Source organism: Mesoflavibacter zeaxanthinifaciens DSM 18436 (genome assembly GCF_000422365.1).
GTDB lineage: Bacteria > Bacteroidota > Bacteroidia > Flavobacteriales > Flavobacteriaceae > Mesoflavibacter > Mesoflavibacter zeaxanthinifaciens.
Genome location: NZ_AULQ01000009.1, coordinates 132237 through 155341, shown reverse-complemented (window position 1 = coordinate 155341; position 23105 = coordinate 132237). Strand labels below are relative to the sequence as shown.

16 protein-coding genes, 5 tRNA genes and 1 pseudogene are annotated in these 23105 nt (G+C 33.1%); 1 reads left to right on the top strand and 21 read right to left on the bottom strand.

Annotated features, from left to right (window positions below; genetic code table 11):
- Positions 1-3014, bottom strand: a pseudogene (locus H574_RS0110090) (hypothetical protein); the annotation flags it as partial.
- A 398-nt stretch (positions 3015-3412) separates the two neighbouring features.
- Between H574_RS0110090 and H574_RS0110085 the strand changes: the two are divergent.
- Complete coding sequence (locus H574_RS0110085; RefSeq protein WP_027880461.1) at positions 3413-5002, top strand: peptide chain release factor 3; 1590 nt, start codon at positions 3413-3415, stop codon at positions 5000-5002.
- 199 nt (positions 5003-5201) lie between these two features.
- On the opposite strand, the gene H574_RS0110080 is transcribed toward H574_RS0110085, so the two are convergent.
- From H574_RS0110080 to H574_RS0109985, 20 genes are all read right to left on the bottom strand, one after another.
- The gene (locus tag H574_RS0110080; protein ID WP_027880460.1) at positions 5202-5522 is read right to left on the bottom strand and encodes a DUF3467 domain-containing protein; all 321 of its coding nucleotides are present in this window, start codon (positions 5520-5522) and stop codon (positions 5202-5204) included.
- Between the two features lie 88 nt (positions 5523-5610).
- Entirely contained in the window at positions 5611-9912 is a 4302-nt protein-coding gene (gene rpoC / locus H574_RS0110075) for a DNA-directed RNA polymerase subunit beta' (RefSeq protein ID WP_027880459.1), read from the bottom strand.
- Between the two features lie 74 nt (positions 9913-9986).
- Positions 9987-13799, bottom strand: a complete 3813-nt coding sequence (gene rpoB, locus H574_RS0110070; protein ID WP_027880458.1) for a DNA-directed RNA polymerase subunit beta — start codon at positions 13797-13799, stop codon at positions 9987-9989.
- A 124-nt stretch (positions 13800-13923) separates the two neighbouring features.
- Complete coding sequence (gene rplL / locus H574_RS0110065; protein WP_027880457.1) at positions 13924-14301, bottom strand: 50S ribosomal protein L7/L12; 378 nt, start codon at positions 14299-14301, stop codon at positions 13924-13926.
- Positions 14302-14360: 59 nt separating this feature from the next.
- Complete coding sequence (gene rplJ, locus H574_RS0110060; protein WP_027880456.1) at positions 14361-14882, bottom strand: 50S ribosomal protein L10; 522 nt, start codon at positions 14880-14882, stop codon at positions 14361-14363.
- Positions 14883-14901: 19 nt separating this feature from the next.
- Complete coding sequence (gene rplA / locus H574_RS0110055; RefSeq protein ID WP_027880455.1) at positions 14902-15591, bottom strand: 50S ribosomal protein L1; 690 nt, start codon at positions 15589-15591, stop codon at positions 14902-14904.
- Positions 15592-15611: 20 nt separating this feature from the next.
- Positions 15612-16052: a 50S ribosomal protein L11 gene (rplK, locus tag H574_RS0110050; protein WP_027880454.1), complete on the bottom strand. Its 441-nt coding sequence runs from the start codon at positions 16050-16052 to the stop codon at positions 15612-15614.
- A gap of 66 nt (positions 16053-16118) precedes the next feature.
- On the bottom strand, positions 16119-16673 hold the full coding sequence (gene nusG / locus H574_RS0110045; RefSeq protein ID WP_027880453.1) for a transcription termination/antitermination protein NusG: 555 nt from the start codon (positions 16671-16673) through the stop codon (positions 16119-16121).
- A gap of 6 nt (positions 16674-16679) precedes the next feature.
- A complete protein-coding gene (gene secE / locus H574_RS0110040; protein WP_027880452.1) occupies positions 16680-16877 on the bottom strand; it encodes a preprotein translocase subunit SecE in 198 nt (65 codons plus the stop codon).
- A gap of 88 nt (positions 16878-16965) precedes the next feature.
- Positions 16966-17038: transfer RNA gene (locus tag H574_RS0110035), tRNA-Trp, on the bottom strand.
- 62 nt (positions 17039-17100) lie between these two features.
- Positions 17101-18288, bottom strand: a complete 1188-nt coding sequence (gene tuf, locus H574_RS0110030; RefSeq protein WP_027880451.1) for an elongation factor Tu — start codon at positions 18286-18288, stop codon at positions 17101-17103.
- Between the two features lie 66 nt (positions 18289-18354).
- Positions 18355-18426, bottom strand: a tRNA-Thr gene (locus H574_RS0110025).
- A gap of 11 nt (positions 18427-18437) precedes the next feature.
- Positions 18438-18510: transfer RNA gene (locus H574_RS0110020), tRNA-Gly, on the bottom strand.
- A gap of 34 nt (positions 18511-18544) precedes the next feature.
- Positions 18545-18626 (bottom strand) — tRNA-Tyr (locus H574_RS0110015).
- 62 nt (positions 18627-18688) lie between these two features.
- Positions 18689-18762, bottom strand: a tRNA-Thr gene (locus H574_RS0110010).
- A gap of 100 nt (positions 18763-18862) precedes the next feature.
- The gene (hpf, locus tag H574_RS0110005) at positions 18863-19165 is read right to left on the bottom strand and encodes a ribosome hibernation-promoting factor, HPF/YfiA family (protein WP_027880450.1); all 303 of its coding nucleotides are present in this window, start codon (positions 19163-19165) and stop codon (positions 18863-18865) included.
- 24 nt (positions 19166-19189) lie between these two features.
- Positions 19190-20083, bottom strand: a complete 894-nt coding sequence (locus H574_RS0110000) for a tyrosine-type recombinase/integrase (RefSeq protein ID WP_027880449.1) — start codon at positions 20081-20083, stop codon at positions 19190-19192.
- A 97-nt stretch (positions 20084-20180) separates the two neighbouring features.
- Positions 20181-20375, bottom strand: coding sequence for a 30S ribosomal protein S21 (rpsU, locus tag H574_RS0109995; protein WP_027880448.1), 195 nt, complete (start codon positions 20373-20375; stop codon positions 20181-20183).
- A gap of 108 nt (positions 20376-20483) precedes the next feature.
- Positions 20484-21914 (bottom strand): carboxypeptidase-like regulatory domain-containing protein, encoded by a 1431-nt coding sequence (locus tag H574_RS0109990; RefSeq protein WP_027880447.1) that lies wholly within the window; start codon positions 21912-21914, stop codon positions 20484-20486.
- Between the two features lie 14 nt (positions 21915-21928).
- Complete coding sequence (locus tag H574_RS0109985) at positions 21929-23098, bottom strand: acyl-CoA dehydrogenase family protein (protein WP_027880446.1); 1170 nt, start codon at positions 23096-23098, stop codon at positions 21929-21931.
- Positions 23099-23105 lie beyond the last annotated feature (7 nt).

Here is a 23105-nt window from a genome sequence, read left to right as displayed (position 1 = left end):
CCTGCTTCGCCTGCATCTTGTACGCCGTTGCCATTAGTATCTTCGAATACCGTTCCGCTTAAGTCGCCTAAACAAGAGTTTATATTATCATCTAAAGAACTACCTATATTCTGTCCTCCTGAAACTGAATCAGGAACTCCATTTGAATCAACACTTCCTAATATTTCACCTTGAGTATTAACGCTTGAAGATGTAATAGAAGCGTCACCTTCAATAGCATCAAAACATCCATCTGCATCTGAATCATTATCTAAATGATTTGGTATTGTATCTGAATCTGTGTCTAATGGTAGACAATAAATTAACTCATAAATTTGTAGCGTTACATTTCCTGCATTTCCATTATTTTTACCAACATAAATTTTAATTTCATCTAAAGGACCTTGTACTGAAACTTGTATGCTATTATTAGGAGCATTATTGCCACCTGCTGTACTAAATATTGTTTGATTTACAATTTGTCCGTTTGCACCAAGATTTATATCCGTAAGAGTTACGGGTACATTTGAACCGGCATTAGTAGCTTGAAAATCTACTCTATCTGCATTATCAAGACCTCCATATTTAAAATTAAGATTATAAATAGGCTCTGAAAAAGTCAAGGTATAAACACCTTTATCTCCTATAGGGAAATTAGTATTGCTTACTTGCGTATTTATATACGCTCCATCTACACCTGCAACTGTTTGACTTGAAACTCCGGAAGCCCATGTTGTATTACCTTCTATTTGATAAGTAAATGTTGCGCTAGCTGAACCGTAATTATAAATATTGTTTACTACACCTGGATTTGAAGTATTATCTGAAAATGTTTGTCCTAATGGTACAAACGTTGGAGAGCAATTAAGCTCTAAAGTATCAATTATACCATCATTATCATCATCATTATCACAAAAGTCTGATATATTATCATTGTCTGAATTTGTATTTCCTGAAGCTGAAGCGTTACATTGATCTACACATAGACTAACTCCATCTGTCGCTTGAATATAAGTTACAAGATAATCTGGAGTACCATCATTTCCTGGGTCAACAGTTGGAGACAATCCATCTGCATCACCACTTAAGTCTGTAAATTGAAAATTTGGGCTTGTATCTGTTGTTGCATTAGATTCGTATGCATCAGAACACCCATCTCCATCAGTATCTAAATCAAACTGATTAATTATTCCGTCTCCATCTAAATCATACTGATCACTAATACCATCTCCATTGACATCTATAAAACCTGAAAAATCAGGATCGAAGTAATTAGCTGCTCCATCTCCATCTTCATCTGCTAATGGATCTTCATTATTATTCTCTGTAACATCTAAAACTCCATCATTATCATCATCAATGTCTGCGCTATCTAAAATACCGTCATTATCATTATCACATAAAGGAATTTCAATTGACGATGGAGTTGTAGATCTTGTTGATCCATAAAACCAAGTATTAATCACACGAGTGTTTCCAAAGTCATCACATAAAACGGCATTAGTATTATTACCGCCTTGGCTAATAGCTGGTACAGAATCGTCTGGATTACTAGAACTCCATGCGTGAGCAGGTCCAAAAGTACCATCTAATAGACCTTCTCTGCTAAATGCAGGATTTACTGTTGTTATATTATTTAAAGCATTACTACCTCCTGCTACATTACATCCAGTTCCGTCGTTAGTAACCGTAACAGCTCTATCATCCCAAAACATTTGTTTACTTCCTGATGTTGGAGCAATCCCATTAATACTTAAACCATTAATATTTAATTCGGCATCAATCATAGGGACATTCGTACGTCCTATATATGATACAACCGTTATAGTTGTTGCATTTGTTGTTACTGGGTTACCTAAACCATCATTACCATCCCATGGGATTAATTTTTGACCTGGTGTATTTTCATAAACTTCAATTAGAACATCTTCTGTCCCTGATTGATAACCTGCTACACCATTAAAGTCTAAAATTATAGCTGTATCTTGGGCTAATATTAATGTTATTGGTATAAAGTAATTACCAGGACAACCTAAAATTTTGTCTGCAACTACAGGGCTAGGTTCTACACTAGGTACAAAAATATTTTGATCAGGTTCTGTAATAAACACTTGATAACCATTATCAAGATTTACTGGAGTACCTAACCCATATGACTGAGACCTTCTTGTTGTTAGGAAGTCATTCGTCATATCGTCATCATCATTGACTACTCCAAATCTATTCATTGCTAGTTGGTAACCAAATGGTCTAAATCCTGGCTCAAACTGAACTTGTACTATTACTTGATCATCTGTATACGCATAAAAATCTCCTTCAAAAGAAGCTACATCTGATGGATTAGGAACATTTGGTGTCGTTGCATTATTATCAGCATCTTCAACTCTATATGTAATAAAACTCCATTTTCTTGACCATATTCTTCCCTCTACTTGGTTATTTGAAGCATCAGAAACAGTAAAATCAAAATACGGTAAAAAATTAATTCCTCCAGGAGCAGTATTAACAGCAGTTGCACCTCCATCATTACTAGAATAAAGTTCAATGTAATAATCACCGTTTGCTGATGGATTAAATGTTATAGGATTATAACCTGCAGGTGTTGCACCTCCGATATTTGGTCCTGCAACAGCAGAAGCATAATTTGGTATATAACCTACAGCCGTACCATTGTTTGTAAACAAAGTAGCAGGTGTTTGCGGGACACCTGCTGCGTTAAATATTCTGTAGTAAAAATTAGTTAAGAGAGGATTATTCCCTCCTGCATACGAATTTCTTATTCTTGCCTGAACTCCAAAATAAAGATTCTCTACCGAAGCATCAGCTATAGTAAAATAAAGTCTTTCAGTTTCAGGAGCTCCCAAATATGGACCTACACTACCAGCATCTGTTCTTATATAAATTGCTGTACCATTAGTTGAATTTGGCATTACTTGTTTAGTTCCATCTGCTAAAACAGATGACACAAACATTAAAGAAAAAGTACAAAAAAAGGCTATTAACTTAATTCCTTTGGAGAAAGTAAAAATGTTCATATTTATATGAATAATGTTAAGAATATTATAATACTATATAAAACCCATAAACTAAGTTTAATTAAACTAAACTTTAGTTACAGGCACTCTGTTACTCTAAAAAAAATGACAATCAGTTATTTACACATATTAAATTACCCTAAGGGAAGGTAATTGCACAATGCTAAATTATGTCGTTTTAGTTAAAGAAACCTTAAAATGTTCTAAACAAATATCATTTTTCGATGAAATGCAATTTTCTGTCTACCAAAAGAAATTTCTCACAATATGAATGATTTATCAGTTCTTTTGACATTACTTTAAGTTAATGTTCTTATTAAAACAAAATTTGACATAGCCCACACATACTATATTAAAATGTAAATAATAGCTATATATTTGCGCAAATTAAATTTTCAATGAAGTTTATAGAAGAAATCAACAGAAGGAGAACCTTTGGTATTATCTCTCATCCAGATGCAGGTAAAACTACACTTACAGAAAAACTATTACTTTTTGGTGGTGCTATTCAAGAAGCAGGAGCTGTAAAAAGTAATAAAATTAAAAAAGGTGCTACAAGTGATTTTATGGAAATTGAACGCCAAAGAGGTATATCTGTAGCAACTTCTGTATTAGCTTTTGAGTACAATGGAATAAAAATCAATATTTTAGACACACCAGGACATAAAGATTTTGCTGAAGATACTTACCGAACACTTACTGCTGTAGATAGTGTAATTGTAGTTATAGACGTAGCTAAAGGTGTTGAGGAACAAACAGAAAAATTAGTTGAAGTATGTAGAATGCGTAATATACCAATGATTGTTTTTATCAATAAATTAGATAGAGAAGGTAAAGACGCTTTTGAATTATTAGACGAAATAGAACAAAAACTTAAATTAAAAGTTATACCGCTAAGTTTTCCTATAGGAATGGGTTATGAATTTAAAGGTATATATAACATTTGGGAACAAAATATTAACTTATTTAGTGGTGATAACAGGAAAAATATTGAAGAAACCATAGAAATTTCAGATATAAACTCACCTGAAGTTAATAGCTTAATTGGTGATAAATCTGCCGAAACTTTAAGAGAAGAGTTAGAATTAGTTGAAGGTATTTATCCTAGTTTTGATAGAGAAGAATACCTTAATGGTAATTTACAACCTGTATTTTTTGGTTCTGCTTTAAATAACTTTGGTGTTAGAGAATTACTAGATTGTTTTGTAGATATAGCGCCAAAACCTAGAGCAAAAAACAGTGAAGAACGCTTAGTTAAACCAGATGAGAAGCAATTTACCGGTTTTGTCTTTAAAATTCATGCTAATATGGACCCTAAGCATAGAGACCGACTTGCATTTATAAAAATTGTTTCGGGTGAGTTTAAGAGAAATACTCCATATCTACACGTTAGAAATAATAAGAAAATGAAATTTTCTAGTCCTAATGCATTTTTTGCTGAAAAAAAAGAAATAGTAGATGTTTCTTATCCTGGTGATATTGTAGGATTACACGATACAGGAAACTTTAAAATTGGTGATACACTAACAGAAGGAGAAATTATAAACTATAAAGGAATACCAAGCTTTTCTCCAGAACATTTTAGATATATCAATAACGCAGATCCTTTAAAATCTAAACAATTATATAAAGGTATAGATCAATTAATGGATGAAGGTGTTGCCCAATTATTTACATTAGAATTGAATGGAAGAAAAGTAATTGGTACCGTTGGAGCACTTCAATATGAAGTGATTCAATATCGATTAGAACATGAATACGGAGCTAAATGTACCTATGAAAATTTAAATGTATATAAAGCATGTTGGGTAGATCCAGAAGATCCTAAAAATGATGAATACAAAGATTTCTTAAGAGTTAAGCAACGTTTTCTTGCAAAAGATAAACAAGGTCAACTAGTGTTTTTAGCAGACTCTGCTTTTTCTCTTCAAATGACAGAACAAAAATACCCTAGTATAAAATTTCATTATGTTTCTGAATTCAAATAACTAAAAAAATCAATTTTAAGCTATTTTAAGAGATTATAATCAAAAGATATATAATAACATTACAATTTTGAATTTCAACATAAAAACCTCATTAAAAACACTTGATTTTTTTAAACAGATAACTTAAATTGATTGAAAAACTGATTGCAAATAACAAAAATCTATAAATAAAAAATCCCATCAAAAAGATGGGATTTTTTTATGCTTGACCAGTTGGACCAAAATTTAATGGAATTGGTGGTTGCTCATAATCTTTAATTTCGCCATGAGCTTTTTCAAATCTATTTACATTATCACCTAACGCTTTTAATAATCGTTTAGCATGTTGTGGTGTTAATATAATTCTAGATTTTACTTTACTTTTTGGTGTACCTGGCATAATGCTTACAAAATCAATTACAAATTCTGAAACTGAATGATTTATTATTGCAAGATTAGAATATGTTCCTTCTGCAACTTTCTCATCTAACTCAATATTTATTTGTCCTTGTTTTTGCTTATTGTCTTTATTGTCTGACATGTTATTTTATTTTAAATAAAGAATCCTGCTTGAAGCAGGATTCTTTTAGTATTAATAAATTTTAAAATGATATTCTTAACAAGAAATATTAATTAAAATTAACCTCTTGTTTAGCTTTCATCATTTGATCAAATTCTTCTTTAGATCCTACTATAATATTATCATAAGCTCTCATACCTGTTCCTGCTGGTATACGGTGACCTACAATTACATTTTCTTTAAGACCTTCTAAAGTATCTACTTTTCCGCTTACTGCTGCCTCATTAAGAACTTTTGTTGTTTCTTGGAACGATGCTGCAGATATAAACGACTTAGTTTGAAGTGATGCTCTTGTAATACCTTGTAAGATAGGTGTTGCTGTGGCTGGTCTAGCGTCTCTAGCTACAACTAACTTTTTATCTTCACGTTTAAGTATAGAATTTTCATCTCTTAATTGGAAAGCAGAAACAATCTGACCTTCTTTTAAGTTTGAAGAATCTCCTGCATCTTCTACTACTTTCATTCCAAAGATTTCATCATTTTCTTCTATGAAATCTGATTTATGAATTAGTTGGTTTTCTAAGAATACAGTATCTCCAGAGTCAATAATTCTAACTTTACGCATCATTTGTCTTACAACAACCTCAAAATGCTTATCATTAATTTTTACTCCTTGTAAACGGTAAACTTCTTGTACTTCATTAACTAAGTATTGTTGTACTGCAGAAGGACCTTTTATATTTAATATATCGTTAGGTGTTACAGAACCGTCAGATAAAGGCATACCTGCTTTTACAAAGTCATTTTCTTGTACTAAGATTTGGTTAGATAATTTAACCAAGTACTTCTTAATATCTCCTAATTTAGACTCTACAATAATCTCGCGGTTACCTCTTTTAATTTTACCAAAAGATACAACTCCATCAATTTCACTAACAACAGCTGGGTTAGAAGGGTTACGTGCTTCAAATAATTCTGTTACACGTGGTAAACCTCCTGTAATATCACCTGCTTTAGCAGATTTACGTGGTATTTTAACTAAGATTTTTCCAACCTTAATCTTATCACCATCGTCAATCATAATGTGTGCTCCTACTGGTAAATTGTAAGAACGGATTGCTTCTCCCTTACTATCTTCTATAATAAGAGTAGGTATTAATTTTTTGTTTCTTGATTCAGAAATTACTTTTTCTTGGAAACCTGTTTGCTCATCAATTTCTACTTGATAAGTAACACCTTGCTCGATATTTTCATACCTTACTTTTCCTGCAAATTCTGAAATGATTACACCGTTATATGGATCCCAAGAACAAACAACATCTCCTTTACTTAACTTATCTCCACTCTTAACAAAGATATGCGACCCATAAGGGATATTGTTAGTACTTAAAACAATACCTGTCTTTTTATCAACAAGTTTAAGTTCTGATGTACGTGAGATTACAACATCTACTTCGTTACCTTCATTATCTGTACCTTTTACTGTTTTAAGGTCATCAATTTCGGCAACACCATCAAACTTAACTATTAATTTATTTTCTTCTGAAATGTTTCCTGCAATACCTCCTACGTGGAAAGTACGAAGTGTTAACTGTGTTCCTGGCTCTCCAATAGACTGCGCTGCTACAACACCTACAGCTTCACCACGTTGAACCATTTTGTTGGTTGCTAGGTTACGACCGTAACATTGTGCACAAATACCTTTCTTTGCCTCACATGTTAATGGTGAACGTACTTCTATAGACTCAATAGGTGATTTTTCTATTTTATCAGCAATTGCTTCGTCAATTAATTGACCTGCTTCTACTAATACTTCTTCTGTTAATGGATCATAAACATCATTTAATGATACACGCCCAACAATTCTTTCACCTAAACTTTCTACAACTTCGTCATTCTTTTTAAGTGGTGCAACTTCTACACCTCTTAAAGTACCACAATCTTCACTATTTACAATAACGTCTTGAGATACATCTACTAAACGACGAGTTAAGTAACCTGCATCGGCTGTTTTAAGTGCGGTATCGGCAAGACCTTTACGAGCACCGTGAGTAGAGATAAAGTATTCTAAAATTGAAAGTCCTTCTTTAAAGTTAGAAAGAATTGGGTTTTCAATAATCTCTCCACCACCAGCGTTAGATTTTTTAGGCTTAGCCATTAATCCACGCATACCGGTTAACTGACGAATTTGCTCTTTAGATCCACGAGCTCCAGAATCAAGCATCATATATACAGAGTTAAACCCTTGTTGGTCTTCTCTAATACGTTTCATAGATAATTCTGTTAACTCGGCATTGGTAGATGTCCACTCATCAATTACTTGATTATAACGTTCGTTATTTGTAATTAATCCCATGTTATAGTTACCTGTAATAACATCTACTTTTTTGTTTGCAGCATCAATCATTTCTTGCTTTTCAGCAGGAATAATGATATCTCCTAAACTAAAAGATAAACCTCCTCTAAAAGCAAAGTTGTATCCTAAAGTTTTTATTTCATCTAAGAACTGAGCTGTTTCTGGTACACTAGTAACTTTTAAGATATTACCAATGATATCTCTTAAAGCTTTCTTTGTTAATACCGTGTTTATATAACCTGCAGCAGCTGGTACTTTTTCATTAAAAAGTACACGACCAACTGTAGTTTCAATAATTTGTGGTACTAACTCTCCAGCTTCATTAAAATCGATTGCTCTAACTTTAATTCCTGCGTTTAAGTCAACACGCTTTTCATTATAAGCAATAGTTACTTCTTCTGCTGAATAAAAAGTTAAACCTTCTCCTTTTATTTGAACTTCTGGAGTAGATTTACGCTCTTTAGTCATATAATATAAACCAAGAACCATATCCTGAGATGGTACAGTAACTGGCGAACCGTTTGCAGGGTTTAAGATATTATGAGACGCTAACATAAGTAATTGCGCTTCAAGAATAGCTTCTGGACCTAACGGTAAGTGAACCGCCATTTGATCACCATCAAAATCGGCATTAAATGCAGTACACACTAATGGGTGTAATTGTATAGCTTTACCTTCTATTAATTTAGGCTGGAAAGCTTGAATACCAAGTCTGTGAAGCGTAGGAGCACGGTTTAAAAGTACTGGATGTCCTTTTAAAACATTTTCTAAAATATCCCAAACTACTGGTTCTTTTTTATCTATAATTTTCTTTGCAGATTTTACGGTCTTTACAATTCCTCTCTCAATTAATTTTCTAATTACGAAAGGCTTGTATAACTCTGCTGCCATATTTTTAGGTAGACCACACTCAAATAATTTTAATTCTGGTCCTACAACAATTACAGAACGTGCTGAGTAATCTACACGCTTACCAAGTAAGTTTTGACGGAAACGTCCTTGCTTACCTTTTAAAGAATCTGATAAAGATTTTAATGGTCTGTTAGAATCTGTTTTTACAGCAGAAGATTTACGTGTGTTATCAAATAATGAATCTACAGATTCTTGTAACATACGCTTCTCATTACGTAAAATTACTTCAGGAGCTTTAATTTCTACTAATCGCTTTAAACGGTTGTTACGTATAATTACACGACGGTATAAATCATTTAAATCTGAAGTAGCAAAACGTCCACCATCTAATGGCACTAATGGTCTTAATTCTGGTGGAATTACTGGTACCACCTTCATTATCATCCATTCTGGACGGTTTTCTCTATTTTCATTAGATTCACGTAAAGCTTCAACTACTTGTAAACGTTTTAAAGCTTCTGTTTTACGTTGTTTAGAAGTTTCATTATTTGCTTTATGTCTTAACTCATAAGATAAAGCATCTAAGTCTATTCTTGATAATAATTCTATTAAACACTCTGCTCCCATTTTAGCTATAAACTTATTTGGGTCTGTGTCTTCTAAATAGTTATTATCTTGAGGAAGTGTTTCTAAAATATTTAAATACTCTTCTTCTGTTAAGAAGTCCATTTTTTGTAATGGTTCTCCTTCTTCATTTTTAGCATTACCTGGTTGAATTACTACGTAACGTTCGTAGTAAATAATCATGTCTAATTTTTTAGATGGTAATCCTAATAAATATCCTATTTTATTAGGTAAAGAACGGAAGTACCAAATATGAGCTACTGGTACTACTAAATTAATGTGCCCTACACGGTCACGACGTACTTTCTTTTCTGTTACTTCTACACCACATCGGTCACATACAATACCTTTGTAACGAATACGTTTATATTTACCACAAGCACACTCGTAATCCTTTACAGGACCAAAAATACGCTCGCAAAATAAACCATCTCTTTCTGGTTTATGAGTACGATAATTGATAGTTTCTGGTTTTAAAACTTCACCTCTAGACTCTGCTAAAATAGACTCTGGTGATGCTAAACCAATTGAGATTTTATTAAATCTCTTTACTGTATTCTTATCTTGTTTTCTAGCCATAATTTCTTATAGTATTCAGTCTCCAGCTTTCAGTATGTAGATAAACTACATACTGATTACTGACTACTATTTTTTTATTCTTCTAATCTAATGTCTAACCCTAAACCTTTTAATTCGTGCATTAATACGTTAAAAGATTCTGGTAATCCTGGTTCTGGCATAGCTTCTCCTTTTACGATTGCCTCGTAAGTTTTAGCTCTTCCGACCACGTCATCAGATTTTACTGTCAAGATTTCTCTAAGTGTACTAGATGCACCATATGCCTCTAGTGCCCAAACTTCCATCTCTCCAAAACGCTGACCTCCAAATTGTGCTTTACCACCTAATGGTTGTTGTGTAATTAAAGAGTAAGGTCCGATAGAACGTGCGTGCATCTTATCATCAACCATATGACCAAGTTTAAGCATGTAAATAACACCTACTGTAGCCGGTTGATCAAAACGATCACCTGTTCCTCCGTCATATAGATATGTATGTCCAAATCTTGGGATACCTGCTTCGTCTGTTAGCTCATTAATTTGATCTAATGTAGCACCGTCAAAGATTGGTGTAGCAAACTTTTTACCTAAATCTTGCCCAGCCCAACCAAGTACTGTTTCATAAATCTGACCAATGTTCATACGAGAAGGTACACCTAATGGGTTAAGAACGATATCAACAGGTGTTCCATCTTCTAAGAAAGGCATATCTTCTTGACGTACAATACGTGCAACAATACCTTTGTTACCATGTCGTCCTGCCATCTTATCTCCTACTTTTAGTTTACGTTTTTTAGCAATGTAAACTTTTGCAAGTTTGATAATTCCTGATGGAAGTTCATCTCCAACAGAGATAGTAAACTTCTCTCTTCTTAACGCACCTTGTAAATCATTCTCCTTAATCTTGTAGTTATGGATTAAGTCTGCAACTAATTTATTAGTATGCTCATCTGTTGTCCATGTACCACTTGTTAAGTGAGTATAGTCATCAACAGCATTTAACATTTTAAGAGTAAACTTTTTACCTTTAGGTAAAACTTCTTCTCCTAAATCATTGTATATACCTTGAGATGTTTTTCCTCCAACAATTGTAAAAAGTTTATCAACTAGAACAGATTGTAACTCATCAAATTTAGTAGCATATAACGTTTCTAATTTTGCTATATCTTCTTTGTCTTGAGCTCTTTTACGTTTATCTTTAATAGCTCTAGAGAACAACTTCTTATTAATTACAACACCGTGTAATGAAGGTGATGCTTTTAGAGAAGCATCTTTTACATCTCCAGCTTTATCACCAAAAATAGCACGTAAAAGTTTTTCTTCTGGAGTTGGATCAGATTCACCCTTAGGAGTGATTTTTCCAATTAAAATATCTCCAGGTTTAACTTCTGCTCCAACTCGGATCATACCATTTTCATCTAAGTCTTTAGTAGCCTCTTCTGAAACGTTTGGTATATCATTAGTTAACTCTTCATTACCTAGTTTTGTATCTCTTACTTCTAAAGAATATTCATCAATATGTATAGATGTAAATATATCTTCACGAACTACTTTTTCAGAAATCACAATCGCATCCTCAAAGTTATACCCTTTCCATGGCATGAAGGCAACTTTCATGTTTCTACCTAAAGCTAATTCTCCTTTTTCAGTTGCATAACCTTCACTTAGTACTTGACCTTTAACAACTTTATCTCCCTTTCTTACGATTGGTTTTAGGTTGATTGAAGTACCTTGGTTAGTCTTTCTAAACTTGATTAAAGGGTAAGATTTAACATCACTATCAAAACTTACTTTAGCTTCGTCTTCTGTACGTTCGTATTTAATTACGATTTCATTAGCGTCTACATATTCTACAACACCATTTCCTTCTGCATTAATTAATACACGAGAGTCTGATGCTACTTGCTTTTCAAGACCTGTACCTACGATAGGAGATTGTGGTCTTAATAATGGTACTGCTTGACGCATCATGTTTGATCCCATTAATGCACGGTTGGCATCATCGTGCTCTAAGAATGGAATTAAAGATGCTGAAATTGAAGAAATCTGGTTAGGCGCCACATCTGTATAATGGATTTCTTTTGGATCCATTACTGGGAAATCTCCTTCCATACGAGCAATTACTTTGTCGTGAAGGATTTTACCATTGTCATCAACTTTTACAGTTGCTTGAGCGATTAATTTTTCTTCTTCTTCTTCTGCACTTAAATATATTGGATCTCCTTTAATATCTACTACTCCGTCTTCAACTTTTCTGTATGGCGTTTCAATGAATCCCATAGAATTCACCTTTGCATATACAGAAAGTGATGAAATTAATCCAATGTTTGGACCTTCAGGAGTTTCAATAGGACAAAGTCTTCCGTAATGTGTGTAGTGAACGTCACGTACCTCGAAACCTGCTCTCTCTCGAGATAAACCACCTGGTCCTAAAGCAGATAAACGACGTTTGTGAGTAATCTCTGCTAATGGGTTTGTTTGATCCATAAACTGAGATAACTGGTTTGTACCAAAGAATGAATTAATTACTGAAGATAACGTCTTAGCATTAATTAAGTCTATTGGTGTAAACACTTCGTTATCACGTACATTCATACGCTCACGAATGGTACGAGCCATACGTGCTAAACCAACACCAAACTGAGATGATAATTGCTCTCCTACTGTACGTACACGACGATTTGATAAGTGATCAATATCATCAATCTCTGCTTTAGAGTTGATTAACTCAATTAAATATTTAATAATGGTAATGATATCTTCTTTAGTAAGAACTTGTTTGTCCATACCAATATCAAGACCTAATTTTTTGTTCATTCTATAACGACCTACTTCACCTAAAGAGTAACGTTGGTCAGAGAAGAATAATTTGTCAATAATACCACGTGCAGTTTCCTCATCTGGCGGTTCTGCATTACGTAATTGACGGTAAATATGTTCAACAGCTTCTTTTTCAGAATTTGTTGGATCTTTTTGAAGTGTATTATGAATAATAGCGTAATCTCCTTGTTGAGATGTTTCTTTATGTAAAAGAATGGTTTTTACTCCAACTTCAAGGATTTCTTCTATATTATCTTTATCTAATTCTGTATCACGATCTAAAACAATTTCGTTACGCTCAATAGAAACAACTTCTCCTGTATCTTCATCAACGAAATCTTCGTGCCATGTATTAAGTACACGTGCTGCTAACTTACGTCCTAAAACTTTTTTAAGTCCAGATTTAGAAACTTTAACTTCTTCTGCAAGATCAAAAATTTCTAATATATCTTTATCACGCTCAAAACCGATTGCTCTAAAAAGAGTAGTTACAGGTAACTTTTTCTTTCTATCGATGTACGCATACATTACTTGGTTAATATCTGTTGCAAATTCAATCCAAGAACCTTTGAAAGGTATAACTCTTGCTGAATATAATTTTGTTCCATTGGCATGGAAAGATTGACCAAAGAACACACCTGGCGATCTGTGTAATTGAGATACTACTACACGTTCTGCTCCGTTGATAACAAATGTACCACTAGGAGTCATGTAAGGTATTGTTCCTAAATACACATCTTGAACTATGGTTTCAAAATCTTCATGTTCAGGATCTGTACAATATAACTTTAACCTTGCTTTTAAAGGAACGCTATAAGTTAATCCTCTTTCTATACACTCTTCAATAGTGTATCTTGGTGGATCTATAAAGTAATCTAAAAATTCTAAAACAAATTGATTACGTGTGTCTGTAATTGGAAAGTTTTCTAGGAAGGTGTTATATAAACCTTCATCACCTCTTTCTTCAGATTTAGTTTCTAACTGGAAAAAATCCTGAAAGGATTTAATCTGAATATCCATAAAGTCTGGGTATTCAGTTCTATTTATAATAGAAGAGAAATTTAATCTTTCAGCTTGTGTTACTAACATCAATGGACGAAATTTTGATTAAAAAAAAATGTTTGTATATAGTTAATCACTATATACGACAAATGGTTTAGGTCTAAGAGACAACTCTCCAGACCTAAACCTTTGTAAAATTTAAGTGTTAAGCTTACTTAAGCTCAACCTCTGCTCCTGCTTCTTCTAATGAAGATTTTAAGCCTTCAGCTTCGTCTTTAGAAACTCCTTCTTTGATGTTACTTGGTGCACCATCAACTAATTCTTTAGCTTCTTTTAATCCTAAACCAGTTAATTCTTTAACTAATTTAACAACTGCAAGCTTAGATGCTCCAGCTGCTTTAAGAACTACGTCGAATTCTGTTTTTTCTTCAGCAGCTTCTGCTCCACCAGCAGCAGCGCCACCAGCAACAGCTACTGCAGCAGCAGCAGGCTCTATACCGTATTCATCTTTTAAAATAGTAGCTAACTCGTTTACTTCTTTAACTGTTAAGTTAACTAATTGTTCTGCGAAATCTTTTAAATCTGCCATTTTTCTATCGTTTTAATAATTTTTTAATTTAATATATAATTGTAAAAGTGCGTACTCTTTTAACCTTCTCTTTCTGATAAGGTCTTAACTAAACCAGATAATGTGTTTCCACCAGATTTAAGAGCTGAAATAACATTTTTCGCTGGAGACTGTAATAATCCTACGATATCTCCTATTAATTCTTCTCTTGACTTGATGTCTACTAATGTATCTAATTGGTCATCTCCTACATAGATAGCTTCTTCAATAAAAGCACCTTTTAATAAAGGCTTTTCAGACTTCTTTCTGAAGGCTTTTATTACCTTAGCTGGAGCATTTCCTGTTTCAGAATACATTACTGAAGTATTTCCTTTTAAAGTTGTTGGTAAGTCTCCAAAATCTTTATCTGAAGCTTCCATTGCTTTTTCAAGTAATGTATTTTTTACTACTGCTAACTTTACGTTTGCTTTAAAACAAGCACGACGTAAGTCCGAAGTAGCACCTGCATTTAATCCAGAAATATCTGCAATATAGATATTAGCGTTATCGGCTAATTGTGCAGTTAAGTCTTGAATTACTTGTGATTTTTCTTCTCTTGTCATAATAAAAGTTTTTAACTACTTAACCTATTTTAGTATCTATTGCAATACTTGGGCTCATAGTACTTGACATGTAAATACTTTTTACATAAGTACCTTTAGCTGCAGTTGGCTTAAGTTTAATTAATGTTGTTAATAATTCGTTTGCATTACCTGCAATTTTATCTGCACTAAATGATGCTTTACCTATTGATGCATGAACAATACCAGTTTTATCAACTCTAAAGTCTATCTTACCAGCTTTAACTTCTGTTACAGCCTTAGCTATATCCATAGTTACTGTTCCTGTTTTTGGGTTAGGCATTAATCCTCTTGGTCCTAATACACGACCTAAAGGTCCTAATTTACCCATAACGCTAGGCATTGTAATAATTACGTCTACGTCTGTCCAACCACTTTTGATTTTATCAAGGTATTCATCTAAACCTACGTAATCCGCACCTGCTTCTTTAGCTTCTTCTTCTTTGTCTGGTGTAACTAATGCTAATACTTTAACATCTTTACCTGTTCCGTGAGGAAGAGATACAACACCTCTAACCATTTGATTAGCTTTTCTAGGGTCTACTCCTAATCTTACAGCTAAATCTACAGAAGCATCAAACTTAGTGTTTGTTATTTCTTTTACTAAAGCAGAAGCTTCTTCTAAAGAATATAATCTATCCTTTTCTATTTTTGCTTGAGCTTCTTTTTGTTTTCTTGTTAATCTTGCCATTTTCTTAAAATCTTTTTAGGTTAATTTGGTGCGTCTCCACCTTTAACAGTTATACCCATAGATCTTGCAGTACCAGCAATCATTTTCATTGCAGAATCTAATGTAAACGCATTTAAATCTTGCATTTTATCTTCTGCAATAGTTCTGATTTGATCCCAAGAAACTTTTGCTACTTTTCTTACATGAGGTTCTCCTGAACCTTTTTTTACTTTGGCCGCTTCTAATAATTGAACTGCTGCAGGTGGTGTTTTGATTACAAAGTCAAATGACTTGTCTTTGTAAACGGAAATCACCACTGGTAATACTTTACCAGCTTTGTCTTGTGTTCTTGCATTAAACTGCTTACAGAACTCCATGATATTAACTCCAGCAGCACCTAAAGCGGGTCCAACCGGCGGCGATGGGTTCGCTGCGCCTCCCCTTACTTGTAGTTTAACTACTTTTCCTAATTCTTTTGCCATTTTGAATAATTTAGTTTCATACTCACTTTTTGGAAGCAATGAGTACTTTCCTTAGTGTAACAATTATTATATTTTTTCAACTTGCATGTAGCTTAACTCTAATGGTGTTTTTCTTCCAAATATTTTCACCATTACTTCAAGCTTACGCTTTTCTTCGTTAATTTTTTCTATAGTACCATCAAAACCATTAAATGGTCCATCAATTACTTTTACTGTCTCTCCTACTACATAAGGTATAGCTACATTTACATCTGTATCAACAGTTAATTCATCAACTTTACCTAACATTCGGTTTACTTCAGATTGCCTTAATGGTAATGGGTCACCTCCTTTAGTAGCTCCTAAAAAACCAATTACATTTGTAACGGATTTAATAATATGAGGTACTTCACCAGAAAGATTAGCTTTAATCATAATGTAACCGCTGAAATAAACTTTTTCTTTATTTATTTTTTTTCCGTTACGTATCTGAACTACCTTTTCTGTAGGCACTAATACTTGTTCAACATAATCTTGTAGTCCTAGTCTCGCAATTTCGTTTTCAATATAAGTTTTAACCTTATTTTCTTGTCCACTAACTGCTCTTACAACATACCATTTTTTTTCTCCAACTTCAGCCATTATATCTTATCCGTTTATTAGATTAAAGTATAAACTTATTACTTTACTAAAAACCGTATCTACTCCCCAAATAGCTAGTGAAAAGATGATTGAAAAAACAGCCACTAGAATAGTTAAACTTTGAGCTTCTGCCCATGGTGTCCAACTGACATTATTCTTTAGTTCTGTAAATGATTCTTTTATGTAATTTACCACTCCAGCCATAATTTTATTTGTTTATGTCTCTTCTTAAAAGAGTAGACATTTTAATTTTTAAGCTCAAATAAAACCTTAAAAGATTCTATTCATTTTGCACGGGTTGAGAGACTCGAACTCCCGACACCTGGTTTTGGAGACCAGTGCTCTACCAACTGAGCTAAACCCGTTAATATAAATCAAGGCGCTTCGAGAAACGAAGCACCTTAATTTTATTTTAGTAGACTAAAACTTAGTCTAAAATTTCAGTTACCTGACCAGCACCAACTGTTCTACCTCCTTCACGGATAGCAAAACGTAAACCTACGTTCATTGCAATTGGCTGAATTAACTCAACAGTGATAGTTAAGTTATCTCCTGGCATTACCATCTCTACTCCATCAGGAAGAGAAATTGTTCCTGTCACGTCAGTTGTACGTACATAGAATTGAGGACGATAGTTATTATGGAATGGAGTGTGACGTCCACCTTCTTCTTTCTTAAGGATATAAACCTCAGCTTTAAATTTAGCGTGTGGCGTTACAGATCCAGGCTTAGTGATTACCATACCTCTAGAGATTTGTGTTTTTTCAATACCTCTTAATAAGATACCTGCATTATCACCAGCTTCACCTCTATCTAATATTTGACGGAACATTTCGATACCTGTAATAGTAGAAGTTAATTTTTCAGCACCCATACCAATAATTTCTACAGGATCTCCTGTTTGAGCAACACCTGTCTCAATACGACCAGTTGCTACTGTACCACGACCCGTAATAGAGAATACATCCTCGATTGGCATTAAGAAAGGCTTATCCATATCACGAACAGGCTCTTCAATCCACTCATCTACTGCATTCATTAATTCCATTACAGTATCAACCCACTTTTGCTCACCATTAAGTGCACCTAAAGCAGAACCAGAAATTACAGGTCCATTATCTCCATCATACTCATAGAAAGATAATAACTCTCTAACTTCCATATCAACTAACTCTAAAAGCTCAGCATCATCCACCATATCTACTTTGTTTAAGAAAACAACGATACGAGGAATACCAACCTGACGACCTAATAAGATATGCTCACGAGTTTGTGGCATAGGACCATCTGTTGCAGCAACCACTAAGATAGCACCATCCATTTGCGCAGCACCAGTTACCATGTTTTTTACGTAATCGGCGTGACCTGGACAGTCAACGTGTGCGTAGTGACGCTTTTCTGTTTGATATTCTACGTGAGAAGTATTAATTGTAATACCTCTTTCTTTTTCTTCTGGAGCGTTATCGATAGTATCGAAATCTCTTGATTCTGATAAACCTGCATCAGCTAATACTTTAGTAATAGCAGCAGTTAAAGTTGTTTTACCGTGATCTACGTGTCCAATAGTACCAATATTTAAGTGTGGTTTTGAACGATCAAAAGTTGCCTTTGCCATGTTTTAATAATTTAATCTTAGTTATATAATAATATTAGTGTATTCTAATTTTCTGTTTAAATATAGAGCCAATGACGGGATTTGAACCCGTGACCTCTTCCTTACCAAGGAAACGCTCTACCCCTGAGCTACACCGGCTTAAATATTAGAGCGGGAGACCGGGTTCGAACCGGCGACATTCAGCTTGGAAGGCTGACGCTCTACCAACTGAGCTACTCCCGCAATTATTTAAAATCCTTAATCAAGTTTAAAAAAGTGGGGAGAGCAGGATTCGAACCTGCGAAGACATAGTCAGCAGATTTACAGTCTGCCCTCGTTGGCCGCTTGAGTATCTCCCCAATTTAAACTTTTCACTCTTTGTATGAACGTAAAAACTTTTATTAAGTTTTCTATCTAAACGAGCCGATGGAGGGACTCGAACCCACGACCTGCTGATTACAAATCAGCTGCTCTAGCCAGCTGAGCTACATCGGCTTTTTAACTTTTTTCACACTACAAAAAAAGCCCGCTATTTCTAACGGACTGCAAATGTATATATTTATTTTTTTATTCAAAACATTTTTTGAGAAATATTTTAAAAATGTGCTCTTAATTTTTCTTTTCGCTTTTGAAGTTGTCTTTTTAAAGAAGAAATTGCTGTATCTACTCCTTCTTCAAATGTTTTACATTGTTTTTTTACCACTAAACTATCTCCTGGTATATTTATTTTGGCTTCAAATATTTTATTTGATTTATTATTTGTGTTTTCAACTTTTAAATAGACATCTGTCTGTATGACTTTGTCATAAAATTGTTCTAGCTTATTCATTCTTCTTTGAATAAATTCTAATAATTGTGGTTTTGCGTTAAAGTTAACTGCTTGTGTGTTTACCTCCATGAGAATTAATTTTTGGTTAAACAATTAGTCCTTTTTACTTCTTGGATGTGCTTTTGCGTAAACTTTTTTTAGCTCTGCAATACTATTATGTGTATATACCTGTGTTGCTGCTAATGACGAATGCCCTAAAAGTTCTTTTACCGCATTAAGCTCTGCTCCTTGATTTAAAAGGTGCGTTGCAAATGAATGCCTGAGTATATGTGGACTTTTTTTTACTTTGCTTGAAGCTAGACTAAAGTACTCATTGATTATTCTATAAACAAGTGTTTCGTATAATTTAACACCTTTAACTGTTAATAGTAAGTAATCTTCATCTTCTATCTTCTCTAAAGACTTTCGTTTTTCTAAATACGTTTTTATTCTATCTACAAGCATATTTAATAACGGAATGACACGCTCCTTATTTCTTTTACCAAGTATTTTAACAGTTTTACTCTCTAAGTCTATGTTTTTTACCTTGATATTAATAAGTTCTATCCTTCTTATTCCTGTTGAGTAAAAAAGTTCGATAATAAGCTTGTTTCTTACTCCTTCAAAACTATCTGCGTGACTTATTTTATTTAACACAGAATTTATTTCTTCTTCAGAGAAAGGCACTTGCACTTTTTTACTAGTTTTTAAGGCTTTGTGTTTAGCTAATGGATTAGTTTTAATGTATTCTGTTTTTATTAAAAATTTGAAAAAACTATTTAAGGATGAAATTTTTCGGTTAATACTTCTGTTAGAAATATTTTGATTGACCATTTGTATAATCCATGATCTTATTTGAGCGTAGTTAACTTCTTTTAGGTTTTCATTTTTATATTCTTCTTTTAAAAAATCTAGAAACGATTGTATGTCTTTACCATAAGCTTTTATGGTAAGCTCTGAGTAGTTTTTTTCGAGTAGTAAATAATCTAGAAATGATTGTAATAACATACGCTTGAGGATGAAATATAAATATACACTTTTAATTTTTGAACATAAAAAAATCCCACTTTATTTAAGTGGGATTTAATTTTTTTAACTTAGAAAATTAGATTGACTCTTGATCTCTTAGTCTTTGAATATATTGTGCTTTTTGAACTTGTGCTCTTTTAACAACTGAAGGCTTTTCGAATTGTTTACGCTCGTATAAAGCTTTACGCGCTCCTGTTCTGTCAAACTTACGCTTGTAACGTTTTAAAGCTCTTTCTATATTCTCTCCGTCTTTTAATGGAATTATTAACATAGTGTCTTAACCTCCTCTCTTTTAAAATTTTGGTGTGCAAATATAGAAAGTATTTTAAATATTTCAACTTTAATTAAAAAATATTTTAATTGCCTTAATTGTTGTCTTTTAATTTTTATTATAAAGTGAAGATCTTTTAGTTAAATCCTTGATAAGCTGCTCATCTTCTTCACTTTCTAATAAGGTATTGTAATTATCCCAAAATGATTTATGATAAGGTTTTTTTGCAAAAATATCTGGATCCCAATTTGATGTATTTACTTGCGATAGTTTTTCTTCGTCTAAAATTATTTCGGTAAATAATATTTCTTGCACTGTGTAATAAAAACGTTCTTCTTTGTTGTAACGTTCTTGCTCTTCTTCAGTTAAATTTTGATCATTCTTTAAACCTACGTTAACCAGTTTTGGTGTTTCGTAATAAATGTAGTTTGGATACATCTTGTCTTGATATTCCATATAACTAATCACTAATTTATGGTTGGTCTGTGTATCAAATAATCTTTTACTTCGTGTTTTTTGAGCTGGAGATGCTGCTACTAAATCGTATTCTATCTTTTTTATTGCAAAATTATCCCAGTAGATGTATATCCATCCTTTGGCATTGTAACCTTCGTTAAAAATACCTTCGGTATCTAAACCAACATACTCTCTTGATTTATCTATTTGTATTTTATAAATCTTACGTTCGTTATCTACTAATATGGTATCTAATCTAAATTTGTGCGTAGATAGTACATCTTCTCCAAATAAGGCGTCTGGACTTTTTGAATTTCTTACTAAATTCAACTTACCTTTAAATAGACCTTCTAGCCCGTTTACTCTGGTATCATTCCATTTAATTGCTTTAACAAGAGAAGACGTTTTTATAGTGTCTCTTCTTAAGTTTTTAGGTTTTAAATTAACGTTTGCATTATACTTTAGATATGTTGAGTAAGCAAAAAGACTATCTACATCTCTTAAGTCGTAGCTTTTTCTTACTTCGTCTACGTTTATTTTAAGATTATCCGTTTCACCATTAACGTACGTTGTATCGTCATAAACAGTAATCGCACTTTCGATTAGCCATTTAAATTGTTTTTTATTTCGCTCTTTATGTCTTAAGAATCCTTTTTGAAGATAAGCTTGTGATGGAAAATTTCTATCTAAACGCTCTAAAGCACGAAGCACAATACTGTCACCTGTTTTTGGTCTTGGTGTTGCATTTAAAACTACTTCTTCTAAAGTTGCGACATCTTCTTCAAGAAAAACTTCAAATGAATTATCAAACTCCTCTACAGGCACTTTATAACTTTTAAAACCTATTGAAGAGATTACCAAAGTATCTTTAGCCATTTCTTCTGGCACTAAAAGCACAAATTTACCATCTGCATTAGTTACTGTACCAATAGTTGTATTTTGAACATAAACACTTGCATTTTCTATAGGTAACAAGTTTACAAAGTCTACTACTTTGTTTTTAAGCTCGTGCTGAGAAAAAGCTGAAACACTTATTAAAAATAAAAATAATTTAAAACTATTTTTTAAGTAAGATAATTTCATATGATAGGCTATTTTTACTTTGTAGCTGGTTTATAGTCTTTACCGTCTATAACCATTTTAGCTATTATTTCTCTTAATATTTCAGACGTTCCACCTCCAATTGGTCCTAAACGACTATCACGGAACAATCTTGCTAAAGGATATTCTTCCATATAACCATAACCACCTAAAAACTGTAAACAATCATAAATAGCATCGTCTGCAACTTTAGTGGATTTTAATTTAGACATTGTTGCTTCTTTAACTACATATTCTCCTTTATCTAATCTAAAAGCAATATTGTAATTAAACGTCTTACATAATTCTAATTCTGTATAATGATCCGCAATTTTATGTCTTAATGCTTGAAATCTATCTATTGTCTTACCAAATGCTTCACGGTTTGACATGTATTCTAACGTATACTCTAAAGCATACTGTGTTCTTGCATGTGCATTTACACCCATAATTAAACGCTCTAATGCAAAGTGCTGCATAATGTATGGGAAGCCTTTATTTTCTTCACCCATTAAATTTGATGCAGGAATGGTTACATTATCAAACGCAATCTCTCCAGTATCTGATGCTCTCCAACCTAATTTATCTAACTTGGTAGCAGATACACCTGGTGTATCTCTGTCTATTAAAAATATGCTAATACCTTTATTACCTAATTCAGGATTTGTTTTTGCCGCAACAATCAAATAATCACTGTAAATTCCATTAGTAATAAAGGTTTTAGAACCGTTAATAACATAATTATCTCCTTTTTTTATAGCTGTTGTTCTCATTCCTGCTACATCACTTCCGCCAAAAGGTTCTGTAATACATAAACAACCAATCATATCTCCAGCAATACTTCCAGATAGATATTTTTCTTTAATTGCTTCGCTTCCTTCTGCATTAAGGTGTGTCATAGCTAGGTAAGCGTGCGCCCAAATAGCTGCTGCAAAGCCTGCTGAGTTTATACGTTGTAACTCTTCTAAAAGGATAATCATATAGAAAATATCTAAATCTAATCCGCCGTACTTTTCAGGATAACTAATCCCTAAAAAGCCCATTTCGCCAAATTTATTCCAGATAAATCGCTCTATAGTTCCTGTTTTTTCCCATTTTTCGATATGTGGAACAACTTCTTTTTGTAAAAAATCGCGTAAACTGTTTCTAAATAATTGATGCTCTTCAGTGAAGTACATACTCTCCATAGCTTGT